We start from the raw sequence: 13,741 nt of genomic DNA on the forward strand, positions 1-13,741 counted from the left end.
GGGGATTATTGTCCTTTGCTCCGGTTTTCCGGCCCTCCTCTTTCAGCTAAGCTAGATCATGTAAGCACTTTCTTCATGTGGTGCTGCCAGAGAGAAAGCAGAGGAGAGAGAGGAATGGAGCTGGTGACCGCAAGGATCGCCGAACAAAGCGAGCCGGTGCTCAGGAGACGGCTGAGGCGGGTATGGAAATACAAATTGTTGTACGTTTTGCTGCTGCCCGCCTTGGCCTGGGTCGTCATTTTCGACTATTTTCCCCTTTACGGCATTGGCATCGCCTTTACCGATTACAACGTCATTCAGGGCTTCTCCGGAAGCGAGTGGGCGGGGCTGAAATATTTCCGGATGCTGTTCGAATCCGAAATGTTTCGCCACGCATTCCGAAATACGCTGCTGATCAGCTTGTACAAAATGATCAGCGGCTTTCTTTGTCCGATTCTGCTCGCTCTCGCGCTGAATGAAATCCGGGTGGCCTGGTTCAAGAAGACGCTGCAAACCGCAGTCTATTTGCCGAGGTTCGTCTCTTGGGTCGTATACGGGGGGATTATCGCGCTGCTGCTATCGCCGGAAACCGGCGTCGTCAACAAAATCATCGAGTGGTTCGGCGGAAAACCGGCGTATTTGCTCGTGGAGCCGGCCTACTTCCGGACGATTCTGGTCGTCACCGACGCGATGAAGGAGATGGGCTGGGCCGCCATCATCTACATCGCCGCCATTGCCGGGCTCAACCCGGAAGTGTACGAAGCGGCCATTATGGACGGAGCTACACGGTTGCAACGAATCGTTCACGTCACTTTGCCGGGCATTACGGGAACCATCATCGTCATGTTTATCCTTAGAGTCGGCTACGTGATGAGCGCCGGCCTGGACCAGGTCATCAACTTGTACAATCCGATGGTCTTTGAAGCGGGGGACATTCTGGATACGTACATTTACCGGATCGGCATCGAACAGTTCAATCTCAGCCTTGCGGCTGCGGCCGACGTGATCAAGGGTGCCATCGGGCTCGCCATGGTGCTGGTTGCCAACCATATCGCCAAGCGGGTCAACGATTCCGGCATTTTCTGACGAGGGGGAAGTCCGATGAAGCTCACGAGAGGCGAGGCCGCTTTTGTCGCCACCAACTACGTTGTTCTTACCGTTCTGACCGTCCTGATCGTCATCCCTTTCTGGTATGTCGTTTCCGTCTCGATTACGCCGTACCATATATTCAGCGAAAGGAACGGGCTCATTTTGTTTCCGACCTCCTTCAGCTTTCAATACTACGAATACTTGCTGAAGAAAGGCTCGCTGATCTATTCCGCTTACGGCAATACGATCCGCAACACGGCGGCGGGCGTCGTGCTGGCGCTGTTTCTCACCGTAACGGCGGCCTACGCGCTGGCGGAAAAAAAGTTGCCCGGCAGGCGGATCTTCATGCTGATCTTTGTGTTTACGATGCTGTTCAAGGGCGGGATGATCCCGACCTATATCAACATCAAGCAGCTCGGGCTGCTGAACAGCAGCTATGTGCTCATTCTTGTTATGGCTTACAGCGCTTTCAACATGATCGTCATGAAATCGTTCTTCGAAGGCATTCCCGAAAGCTTGAAGGAATCCGCCTCCATCGACGGAGCTTCCGAGTTCCGGATTTTGTGGCAGGTCGTGCTTCCGCTGTCGATGCCGGTCATAGCGACCGTCGGTCTCCTCTACTTGGTCGTATACTGGAACGATTTCTTCAACGCCATGCTGTATGTGACCGATTGGCACAAAGCGCCCGTGCAGCTCGTTCTCCGCACCATCGTCGCCAGCTCCAGCCTTCCGCCGGAGCTGCTGGAAGCGGCGGGGTCGACGCCGCCGCCTACGATAGGCATCCAGATGGCCGCCATCGTGATTGTCGCATTGCCGATGCTGATCGTCTACCCGTTCATTCAAAAATATTTCGAGCAAGGCATGCTGGTCGGATCGGTGAAAGGGTAGGCTGACCGAGAATGCAGGGCTGCGCTGCGGACTAGGAATGTGGGTCTCCGGCTTCGTTGAAATCGTGTTCCCATGAATTGAATAGACGGTGGGAACACGATTTCAAAGGCGCTCTCCGACCCACATTCCCATCCTCCGCTTCGCCAATCTCGGGCAGCTTGTAAAAATATTATATAGAAACCAAGGAGGTCAATCGATCATGTCGAAACAAACGAAAGCCTGGGGGTACAGCGTGCTTGCCGCCGTCCTCGCCGGAACCGTAACGGTTGCGGGCTGCGGCAAAAATACCGGGGCGGGCGGCGCTTCGCTTGCGCCGTCAGGCGGCGCAACTTCGGCGGCGCCGAAAGCGGAGGAGCCTTACGAGCTCAAGTGGCTGCGGGCCCAAGATATTTCCAAGCCGTACGATCCGTCGAAAGACGTCGTCAAGCAGGCGATCGAGAAAAAGCTGGGCATCAAAATCGTTCCCGAGATGGTAGACGTCCAGCAGTACAAGACGAAGCTCAATCTGAAAATGTCCAGCGGCGACATTCCCGACGTAGTGAGAATCGACTTCGCCGACGACTTTCAGAAGTACGCGCAGCAAGGGGCGTTCGTCGATCTGACGAATCTGATCAACGAGAAGGATACGCCCAACATTTTGAAAGAAGTGCCGAAAGAAGTTTTCGAGAAAGCGAAAGTAAACGGCAAAATTTACGGCATTCCTTATCAGGGAGGCCCCGGCGCCGGATATCGCTGGAACCTCGTGTTTCGGAAAGATTACCTCGACGGAATGGGAGCGAAGGCGCCGAAGACGCTCGACGAATACTACAATCTGCTCAAGAAGATCAAGGCGGAGAAACCGGATGTTATCCCGCTCGGCGGGTATACGGCCCAGATCGGGCAGCAAAAATACGCCAACAATTCGTTTGACCACATTTTCGGCGCGTTTGGCGTGACTCCGGGTTACTTCACGGAGAAGGACGGCAAGTTCAGCAGCTACGACATCGATCCGAAGATGAGAGAGGCGCTGCAATTCCTGCAAAAGATGTACGCGGAAGGCTTGATCGACAAGGAATTTGCCACGATCAAGGAAGAGCAGCTGCGGGCGAAGCTGTACAGCGGCAAATTGTTCTCCTGGATGGGCTGGTGGTCCACAGCGAACGATTACGATACGCAGGTGGAAACGAACGAGCTCAAGAAAAGCGGCAAGCTGGCGGCGGACGGCAGCCTCCCGAATCAGGCCGATCAGCCTTACAAATATTTGACGTTGACCGATTCCCTTGTCGGTCCGGACGGCAAGGCGGTCGCCCCGACTGGTGCGCCGTTCGCCCAAATGCACGCCATCAGCGCCAAGACGAAAGATCCGAAAAAAGTTCTTTCCATTATCGAAAATTCGTTGTCGCAAGACAATCAGATGCTGACCGTGTGGGGAATCGAAGGAGAAGACTACAAGATCGACAACGGCAAAATGAAAGTGCTGACCAACGACATTGTCGATCCCAAAACGATGCAGGACAAAAACGGCAACTTCCGCGGTGTACAGGGCTACCTGTTCGCTCCCGGCTTGAACGGCTGGCCCCGGTACCTGGAGTCGCTCCCGCTCCGAAGCTCCCAGGCGCTTGACGTCGCGATCCATAACAAGTTCCAGATTACGGATGCGTCGAACTATTTGGACTCCCCGACGAAGATCGCCAAACTGGTAGAGCTGAACACGATGCGCGATTCGGTGTTTACGCAAATTATTATGGGCGGCGATATAAAGAAATTCGACGAGTTCGCGGAAAAATGGAAAGCCCAAGGCGGCACGCAAATTTTGAAGGAGCTGGAAGATTCCTTCAAGAAGAAAGCCGGCAAGTAATATCGGTTTGGTCACAGATCTCGGGGTCTCCCGCCAATTGCAGCAGGCTGTGTTGGCGGGAGGCATTTTCGACATTGTTGGAGGTGATTGATTTATGAGGATGGGAAAGCGTTTACAAATGATGTGCATGCTGCTGGTCGCCGTCCTGCTGCTGCAGTCGGTCCCGGTTCCCGCGAAAGCGTCGGACCCGGCTCCGCTGTTCGAAGACAGCTTTGCCGGCGGACTCGGCAGCTGGGATTTGTTCGGCAGCACGGCGTGGCAAATTCAAGGCAGCGGAACCGGGGCAGTGCTGGCGGGAACGACGACGTCGACAACTCCGCAGCGGGCGGTTGTGAAGCAGACTTTGCTTCCTTTCACGTCCAAAGATTACAGTCTGGAGTTCACTGCCAAAGGGGACCGCTTCCGGGTCATGTTCCGGTACAGCTCCGGTACCAGCTACTATTTTATGGAGTTCAAAAACTCCAGGTACGTGGAGCTGTGGAAATATCCCAATTCCTCGGCCAGCGTACAGGTGGGAGCAACCGTAGATATCGGCGCCGTCACGCCGGGTTTCAATTTGACGGACTGGCATCAATATGTGCTGGAAGTGAAGGGGACCGCCTACAAGCTGACCGTCGACGGAACGACGGTAACGACTTTCTCCGACGCTTCACTGTCCGCGGGCGGGATCGGATTTTCCCTGAAAAGCGTCGGGCCGGCCGTCACGTTGAATGTCGATCAGGTGGCGGTGAAGCCTGTCGCCGCTTCGAATCCGTTCACCATCGTTCATACGCCGCCGGCCGAAATTCCTTACTATGCCGATTTGCCCGTATCTTTTACGGTGACGGATGCCACCTACGCAACGACGGCCGCCATCCACTTCGCTTACGGGGACGATGCGCCCGATCAGCTGATTCAGGCTGCGGGAAACGGAAGCGGGGCGTATGCCGGAACGATTCCGGGCACCAATCAAGCCGATCGCATCCGCTATTATTTGACTGCACAGGATGAGAACGGCAGAACGGCCCGTTATCCGGAGTCCGGAGAGATTACGGTTACTATCGGGATCATCTTGCCTTACTATAACGATTTCGAAGGGGAAACGTTGAACGCCGTTCCCGCCGGCTGGACGGCGACGGGGGCGAGCGTGAAAGTGATACAGCTGCCGGATGGCAACAAGGTGTTCAACTTGAACGGCTCGGGAACCGCCAAGCTGATTTTGCCGATGTACCAGAACGCGGACAATTTCACCGTCAAATTCAAGGCGAAATACGAGCGGACGAGCACGGCGCTGCAAAATACGTGGCGGCTCCGTTACCGCGCTGCGGACGATGCGAACAACAATGCGCTGGAGTGGGCGACGCATAACTCGAAATATTTTCTGATGCGGAAAATGACGCTCGGCGGCAACTATTATATCGCCAACTACGTCAAGTCGCTGCTCGGCGATTGGCACGATTACGAGCTTCGCATAAGCGGCATCACCCACAAGCTGTTCATCGACGGGGCGGAAACGGCGAGCGGGGACGATTCCGACCCGATCGCGCCGAAGAAAGGTTATTTCCAATGGAACGTCGTCGGCGGCATCAATCTGATGATCGACGATTTTTCCATCGAGCCGATACCGCTGCCGTACGTGGCGGACGTTCAGCCGTCGGGCAATTATGCGGGCATTTATTCGCAAGGGGAAGCCCCCGGCCTCACTGTATCGCTGAAAGCCGGAGCGGCCGCGCACGAGTTCGGGATGACTTACACCGTTCGGCGGGCGGATGGAGACAAAGCAGTTGTCGCCTCCGGCGCGAAAACGTACAGCTTGGGGAAATATGCGAACAATGCCGATACGTTTGCTTTTGCGCCGGCTCTAGGCGGCATCGGCACGTACGACGTTTCGGCGGAGTTTACGGTTGACGGAACGAAGCAGCCGGATTTGACGAAACGGATGCGGCTCGCGGTCGTAAGCAAAGCCGCTCCGGTTCGCGTGCCCGACCTCGATAACGAGAGCAAGTTCGGCCTGAATACGCACTATGCGCTGAATTGGCGCGACGACATTATCGACGGCGCCCGCAAGCTGGGAGCCCGCAGCCACCGCTCCGGCATTTCCTGGGACGCCGTGGACAAAAATGTGAAGGATGCGGCCGGCAAGCCGGTTTACGATTACAGCGCAGTCGATGCCGGGCTGAACAAGCTGTTTTCGTACGGCTTCAACCAAATTCCGGTGCTGGGCATCGACAGGAATGCGTACTATCAAGACGGTACCGTCAATACGCCATCGTCCTTGAAAGCGATGGGCGATTTCGTCGCCAATACGGTCAGCAGGTACAAAGGCAAAATCCGGCAGTGGGAAATGCCGAACGAGCCTGAAATTTCCGCTTCTCCTTACGTACCGGAGGAATACGTGCAGCTGCAAAAAATCGCCTATCTCCAAATGAAGAAGGCGGACCCTGACGCCATGCTGCTTGCGGGCGATCATACGTCCAGCGTGCTCAGCGTGCTGCCGAAGGAGCTGGAGCTCGGCTCGTTCGATTATGCCGACGCTTATTCGTACCATCCGTACATTTACAACTCGATGCCGGACGGCAATTTGCAGAAGGCGGTCAACGGAGTCAAGGAACTCGTTAACGCATACGGCGGCTGGAAAGATTATTATTTGACGGAAGGCGGCTGGCCGACGGCAAACGCCGGATATCCGTCGGTTTCGGAGGAAACCCAGCGGGACTACATCGTTCGCGCCTATTTGAACGATATGATTACGGATCAGGTGAAGGTCTACGAATATTACGATTACAAAAATGACGGGACGTACGATCGGTACTACGACATTTTCTGGGGGATTACGGACAACGACGGAAGACCGAAGCTGGCTTATGCCGCCGTCAATCAGCTGATGTCCACTTTGGATAAAGCACGGTATATCGGAACGTGGGACACGGGCGATCCGGACGTTGCCGTCCATCTGTTCCTGAACGGCGGAGAACCGGTGATCGCGGCCTGGAAGAAGGCCGACCACAAAGACGATCCGGCCGTCAAGCCGCCAACAAGCTCGGTTACGCTTCCTTTCGGGGCAGAAGGTGTGAAAGCGAAAGATATTAACGGTGTGGAGTTTCCGGTAGCGGCTGCAAGCGGAGGCATCCAGTTCACCGTATCGGGTTCCCCTGTTTACATCACAGGAGCGCCTGCCGATTTTGTGTTCCGGTCTGCGGCTAAGCTCCTCGAAGGCAAGGAGCAAGAGGCCGCCGCCAAACTGAGCCTGACGCGGACTGAAGCTAACGCTACTCTGATCGACGGCGATTTGGCGGAGCTCGGCCGCATCGGTACGCAGCTTGCGGCGGCGGCGAACGGGAGCGGGAGCCGGGCGGCAGCGCTGGAGCAAGGAATCAAGGATATGTACAGGCTGATGGCGCAAATTGCCGGTCACATCAAGAGCGGCTCTGTGGAACGGGCTCCCGGCTATGTAGCGCTGGAAGCCATGTACAATGTGGCAGAGACCGCATCCGTCTCCCTAAGCTTTGCCATGGGCGGCTCCGGTGCCAATACGCTGGATTACGCAAGCGCCGTACAAGCCGCGAACGCCTCGCTCAGCGCCAAGAAAGGCGATTACAGCGTCATGCCCGTTTCTTCGTCGGCGGTGCTGCGCATGAACCGGTACGGCAGACTGGCGGAGGCCGCCTATGCGCGGGGGAGCTATGCGGAAAGCTATGCCTACAATTTGCTGGCGCGGGAATTCGCCGGCGTCGCGGAGGCGATGATCGATTCCGAGCCGGCCAAATTTGTCGGGGTGATGGCGAGCGTCGTGCCGAGCCAGGCGAACGGGGAAGCCGGCTATGCCAATACGATTCAACTGTCCCTTGTCAACGACACGGATGTGCCCCAGCAGGTGACGGTCCGGCGGAAGCTGCCCGGCGGTTGGGAGTCTGTGCAGACCGGGCCGGGAACGGCTGCCGTCACGATTCCCGCCCACAGCTCGCTGGATCAGTCTTATCAAGTGCTCGTGCCGGACAATACGCCCAAAGGACGTTATGAAGTCGCGTTTGAAATCGGTTATAACGGAGCCGTTTTCGATACGAAAACCGTTCGGCTGACGGTGGAGGACGGCGTTGCTGCAAGGCTTATGCCCGTGAAGAAGCCGATTGCAGAGCTCGATGTGATTTCCGTGCAGTTGACGGGAACGTCGCCTTATGCAAAGACGGGCAAGGTGACCGTCAAAGGTCCGGACGGCTCCTTATTGGAGCCGGTGACCGCAGATACGTTCAGCGGCCTCAACAAAGGCGATCATGTTCAGCTGGACTTCCGTTGGACGTACCATAAGCCGGCCCCGTTCAATGAATATGATATCGACTTGCAGGTCGAAGATACGGTAAAGAACAAGGCGATTTTCCATGATTCCGCCATGCCGGTCGATTTCAATCTTGTTCAGCAGTCGCACGGCGTGACGGTCGACGGCGACCTGAGCGATTGGCAAGACGCTTTTCCGATCCATCTCCGCAGAGACGACCAGAATGCATCCGGATACAGCGACCCCGCCAATCTGGAAGCGACGGCTTATGCCAAATGGGCGGAAGACGGGATGTACTTCGCGGTAACGGTTCGGGACAATGTGCACAAGCAGTCGGAGAATGCGGCAAATTTGTGGAAGAACGATTCCGTTCAGGTGAGCCTGGATCCGTTGAACGACCGGGAATCCCCGTATGGGCCCGACGATACCGAATGGGGCTTTGCGCTCGCTGACGACGGCACGCTGCTCGTCAACATTTTCAACTCGGCTCCGCCGAATCCGAACGGGGACGTGAGCGGCCGGATTCCTTTCAAGGCGGTGCGGGACGAAGCGGCAGGCAGAACGCGCTACGAGTTTCAGATTCCCGCCGCGTACGTGAAAGACTTAAAGCCGAAGCTTGGCGGCACGATCGGATTTAACGTCGCCGTGAACGATGCCGATTACCAGAACGGCCGGGACAATTTTATTCAGTGGACCAAGGGGACGGCCGACTCGAAAAATACAGGGCTGTACGACTCCTTCTCGTTCGCCGACTACAATCCGCCGATTCCGGTAACGGGTGTTTCTGTACAGCCGAAAGAGCTTCTTCTCCGTCCGGGACAGGAGGCGCCGGTGACGGCTGTAGTTACACCGGCTGACGCCACCGATAAATCCGTCGTCTGGTCGAGCGGCAATTCGTCGGTCGCGGAAGTTACGTACGGCGGAATCGTAAAAGCGGTGAGCGACGGAGTAGCCGCCATTACAGCAACAACGAAAGATGGAGGATTCCAGTCTTCCGCCACAGTAACGGTAGACGGGACGCCGCCCGTAACGACGGATGACGCGCCGGCCGGCTGGGTGAACCGGGACGTCGCGATTACGCTCGCTGCCAGCGACAACCTCTCCGGCGTTGCCGGCACTTATTACACGGTTGACGGCGGGGCTCAACAGCAAGGCACATCCGTCGTCATTACGGCGGAGGGCAAGCACGCTGTCTCCTACTGGAGCGTCGACAAGGCTGGGAACACGGAAGCTCCGCATACGGTGGCCGTGCAAATCGACAAGACGGCTCCAACTCTTAAAGTCGTGATGGATAAAACGGTATTGTGGCCGCCGAACCACCAAATGATGACAGTGAATGCAGCCGTATACGCCGAAGATAGTTTATCCGGGATCGCCTCTGTCGTCCTTACATCCGTTACCAGCAGCGAGCCGGACAGCGGGCTGGGCGCAGGCGACACGGCGAACGATATTCAAGGCGCGGAAACCGGCTCCGCGGTTACCCGGTTCGATCTCCGGGCCGAAAGGTCCGGCAGCGGCAGCGGCCCCGGCCGAGTTTATACCATCGTTTATACGGCTGTCGACCATGCAGGCAATAGAACGAATGCGGAGGCGACCGTAACGGTTCCACACAGTCAGTCCGGAAAGCCATAATCCACGTTGTATTTTGCCTCCGGCGCGCAGGAGAAGAAGGCTTGTCCGCAGAACATGTAAAAGGAAGCAGGAGCCCCTCTGCCGGCGTACCCGGCCGGCGGGGCTTCTGCAATCCCGCCAGCGAAAGAGAGGGACGACGATGGTGCTGCGCAGACGAAAGCGGGGCGGCTATTCGGGATTGCCATCCAGGCTCGGCCTTCCGATCTTTGCGTTGATTGTCACCTTCATCGCGCTATTTGCCACAGCTTCAAGCTTCATTCTCATCCGGGTTCAGAACGACCATACTCTGAAGATGGCGGAACAGTCGATGAAGTTTGTATACAGGAACGTAGCGTACCAGTTCGATACGATGAACAACGTAGCGGCTTTCATTATAAGCAACCAGTCGATCGAAAATTTGCTGGAAAGCACTTATGAGCAACCGTTCGAGGCGGTCGGCGATTTCTACACGCTTCAGACCAACTTGCAAAATTTGTCCTTGTTGTCCCTCCTGAACGATTTCGGTACCTCCAACGCCGTGAAGCAATCCTACGTAGTGTCCGTGGCGCTGGAGCCGGAGAGCGGACTTTACGGGATGGCTCCGGATCATTTTTACCCGGCAACGGGAATATTCAAGAACGGGGATTTGCGCAATCAGGAATGGTATCGCAGCTTGAGCCGCGGGGAACGGAAAACCGTATGGTGGGGGCAGAAGACGGATCCGCTCAACGCCCCCATGATCTATTCGGCGCGAACAAAAACGAGCATCAAAGACGGCCGCAGTATCGGTACCGTCATAGTCGGCGCGGATACCCAGAGCATCAAAGGCGTATTCGACAATGCTCCGCTCGATCAAGGCTACTATATGCTGCTGGATGAAAACGACCGTGTCATCTGCAGCGAGCGATACGGTTTTCTCGAAAATGCCGGAACGCTTCCGCAGGTTCGTTCCTTGTCGGGCACAAGAGGATCGGGCATAGCGAAAATCGACGGAGAGAACGAGCGAGTGATGTTCGAGACGCTGGAGAACGGCTGGAGGCTGCTCGCGGTAGTTCCGGAAAGCCACTTCAACCGCTACACCTTCGCCATATCGGCAATAGGCGCCGCCACAGCCGCCGCCTCCTTGCTGGTCGCAGGCTTTTGGCTCAGAAAAATCGTCGTGCGGGTTACCGTTCCCATTACGAGGCTCGTTACCGCCATCCAGCGTCCGGAAGTCGCGGAAGGCAAAGAGCCGCTTCCTTATCAAAACACGGGGATCTACGAGGTGGATGAGCTGAATCAGAAATTCGCCTCCATGCTCGTCGCTCTCCATCGCCTGATCGAGAAATCGTTTGCCGAAGAGATCGAACGCCGCCAGCTTCAGCTGGAGCTGCTGCACGCTCAGATCAACCCCCATTTCTTGTACAATACGCTGGATTTGATCAACTGCCGGGCGATTATGGCGGGAGACCGGGAGACGAGCGAGATCGTTCGCGCTTTGGCGAGCGTATTCCGTTACGGCCTGAATCGGGGGCAGACGTGGATTTCCTTGGAAGGAGAAGTGAAGCAGGTTGAAGCCTATCTTCATATTCAACGGATGATGATGGACGATCTGCACGTGGAGTTGCGGGTGCCGGAGGAGCTTTTACCCGCACAAGTCGTGCATCTCACTTTGCAGCCGCTTGCGGAAAATGCCATCAAGCACGGGTTTGCCAGTCGCACATCCGGCTGCCGGATCGCGATTTCAGCCCGGCTGGAAGGGACGGAGCTTGTGCTGCGGGTTGAAGATAACGGAAGCGGGTGCGATGCGGACCAAATGAACGCCCTGCTGCGGCGCCAGCCTGCAAACGAAGCCGGCGGCAAAGCGGGCGGCGTAGCAACCGGCTACGGGACGATGAACGTTCACCGGAGGATTCAGCTGCATTGCGGGGAGCCGTACGGCTTGCATTATGTGCAGGCGGAGGAAGGAACTTGCGTCGAAATCAGGTTGCCATTCCGCCGGGAGCAACCGTCGACGGGAAATGAGAGGACCGCGAATGTTTAAGCTGCTTATTGCGGAAGATGTGAAAATCGTCCGCGAAACGTTGATCCGCTCCATCAACTGGAACGGTTTGGGCGTCGACTTGCTCGGTGCCGCAGAGAACGGGCAGGAGGCGCTGGCTTGGCTGGACCGCGAGGAGCCGGACTTGCTGCTGACCGATATCGGGATGCCCGGGATGAACGGTTTGGAGCTGATTGAAGCAGTAAAAGCCCGCAAGCCGGACGTCCGCTGCATCATTTTGTCCGGACTGAACGAGTTTGAGCATGCCAGACAGGCGATCAAGCTGCAGGTGCTCGACTATGTCCAGAAGCCGATCAACCCGGCCGAGATTGAAGAGGTTGTGTCGCGCGCGGTCGAGGGTCTGCGCAAAGAGCGGGAAGAGCGCCGCGGGCTGGCTGCCGCGGAACAAGCTGCAAAAGAGCTGCTTCCCCATTTGTCGGAGGTGCTGTCTCCCGCGCAATGGTCCGGAAGCTTGAAAAAGAAAAAGCTTGTCGAACAAGCGATTCGCTATGTGAAGGACGAATATGCGCGCAGAGATTTGACGCTGTCGGATGTGGCGGCTTCGGTCGGGCTGAGCGATAAATATTTGAATGTGCTGTTTAAAGAAGTGACCGGCCTGACGATCAATCATTGGATCATTCGCCTCCGCATGGAGGAAGCCGGCCGGTTGCTGAAAGACCCTGCGATTAAAATTTACGAGATTTGCGACCGGATCGGGTATGCGGATCAGGACCATTTTCGCGAGAGCTTCAAGAAGCAGTTCGGATTGACGCCTACCGAGTATCGCAACAAGTTTCTGTAACGAGTGCCTGGGAGAGTTTACCCCCGGATTATGTTCCTTTTGTCCCGTTTTTCTGCGCGGCAATCGCCAGTATGCTTACGATAGGAAGAAGCGGAAAGCGGTTTCGATACAGAAAGGGGATATGCGTATGAGAAAGGAAGATTTGAACCGGGCGGCCCGGAACGTTTACTCGTTTATGATGCACAGCAAGCCGGCGGAGTGGGGAGACCATGCATGGACCGATTGGGCGATGAATATCGACAAGTGGGATTGGAACCCGGGGGTCGGCATCATCGCCGCAGCGCAATACGGGAAGGCAGCCGGAGACCGCCAAGTTGTCCGTGATATTGAAGCTTGGGTACGTAAAAACAAAGGGCAGTCGGATACGGTGAAGGTCATTAACTCCATGGCTCCTTATGCCGTTTTCCCGTGGCTTTATGAAGAGACGGGAGAGACGTTTTATGCGGAGAAAATCGGGGAAATCGCAGATTGGATGATCGAACAGGCTCCCCGCACGAGGGAAGGCGCTCTGGAGCACACCGTAACGGAGAAGGCAACGTTCCGCGAGCAGATTTGGGCGGATACCGTCTTCATGGCTGTGCTGTTTCTGGCCCGCGCCGCGCGGATCAGGGCGGACCGCCGGCTGGCGGAAGAGGCTTTGCGGCAAGTGCTTCTGCACCTGCGTGCCTTGCAGGATGATCAGACCGGCTTGCTGTACCACGGCTGGAATTGCGAAACGGGCAGCTGGATGTCGGCTGCGAGGTGGAACAGGGCGAACGCCTGGAATGCGGCCGGAGTTCCGATGATTTTGGAGGAAGCGGGAGCGGTGTGCGGCGATTCCGGGATGATCGGCGAGATTCGGGAAAGGTATCACCGGCTGGCCGAGGCGCTTGCGCAACGGCAAAATTCGAGCGGATTGTGGCCGACCGTATTGGACCGACCCGGTTTTTACGAGGAAACGTCGGGCTCCGCCGGCATCGCTTACGGCTTGTACTTGGCCGTTCGCCAAGGGCTTGCTCCGGCTTCGCTGCAACATTGCGCGGACCGGACGGTAGTCGCCCTATTGCCGAAGATTCGCGCTGACGGTGCCGTTAGCGGCGTTTCCGGCGGCACGCCGGTGCTGGAGAGCGTTGAAGCGTACAACGAAGTTCCGGTTTTTCCGACGTTGTACGGGCAGGGCTTGGCTTTGCTGCTGCTGACGGAAGCGTTGAGCCGGTTTTAGGCGGTAAGGGTGCCGGTTAACAAAAAGAAAACCTTAGTCGAGCTGCTCGACGTAACGTTTCT

General features: G+C 56.6%; 7 protein-coding genes. All 7 read left to right on the forward strand.

Features of this window, described 5'->3' with window-relative positions:
- Positions 1–114 precede the first annotated feature (114 nt).
- The 7 genes from SD70_RS27075 to SD70_RS27105 all read left to right on the forward strand — a co-directional run bounded on the left by SD70_RS27075 (position 115) and on the right by SD70_RS27105 (position 13,679).
- Positions 115–1,065 carry an ABC transporter permease gene (locus SD70_RS27075; RefSeq protein ID WP_041051423.1) on the forward strand — a complete coding sequence of 317 codons (951 nt, stop codon included), beginning with the start codon at positions 115–117 and terminating at the stop codon, positions 1,063–1,065.
- 15 nt (positions 1,066–1,080) lie between these two features.
- A complete protein-coding gene (locus tag SD70_RS27080; RefSeq protein ID WP_041051425.1) occupies positions 1,081–1,956 on the forward strand; it encodes a carbohydrate ABC transporter permease in 876 nt (291 codons plus the stop codon).
- 199 nt (positions 1,957–2,155) lie between these two features.
- Entirely contained in the window at positions 2,156–3,793 is a 1,638-nt protein-coding gene (locus SD70_RS27085) for an extracellular solute-binding protein (protein WP_041051427.1), read from the forward strand.
- Between the two features lie 94 nt (positions 3,794–3,887).
- The gene (locus SD70_RS27090) at positions 3,888–9,677 is read left to right on the forward strand and encodes an OmpL47-type beta-barrel domain-containing protein (protein ID WP_082053698.1); all 5,790 of its coding nucleotides are present in this window, start codon (positions 3,888–3,890) and stop codon (positions 9,675–9,677) included.
- A 139-nt stretch (positions 9,678–9,816) separates the two neighbouring features.
- The gene (locus SD70_RS27095) at positions 9,817–11,679 is read left to right on the forward strand and encodes a cache domain-containing sensor histidine kinase (RefSeq protein WP_041051431.1); all 1,863 of its coding nucleotides are present in this window, start codon (positions 9,817–9,819) and stop codon (positions 11,677–11,679) included.
- On the forward strand, positions 11,672–12,478 hold the full coding sequence (locus SD70_RS36460; protein ID WP_041051433.1) for a response regulator transcription factor: 807 nt from the start codon (positions 11,672–11,674) through the stop codon (positions 12,476–12,478). Before SD70_RS27095 ends, SD70_RS36460 begins: the two co-directional genes overlap by 8 nt.
- A gap of 127 nt (positions 12,479–12,605) precedes the next feature.
- Positions 12,606–13,679 (forward strand): glycoside hydrolase family 88 protein, encoded by a 1,074-nt coding sequence (locus SD70_RS27105; protein ID WP_197081203.1) that lies wholly within the window; start codon positions 12,606–12,608, stop codon positions 13,677–13,679.
- Positions 13,680–13,741 lie beyond the last annotated feature (62 nt).

It is taken from the genome of Gordoniibacillus kamchatkensis (genome assembly GCF_000829455.1).
Taxonomy (GTDB): Bacteria; Bacillota; Bacilli; order Paenibacillales; family NBRC-103111; genus Gordoniibacillus; species Gordoniibacillus kamchatkensis.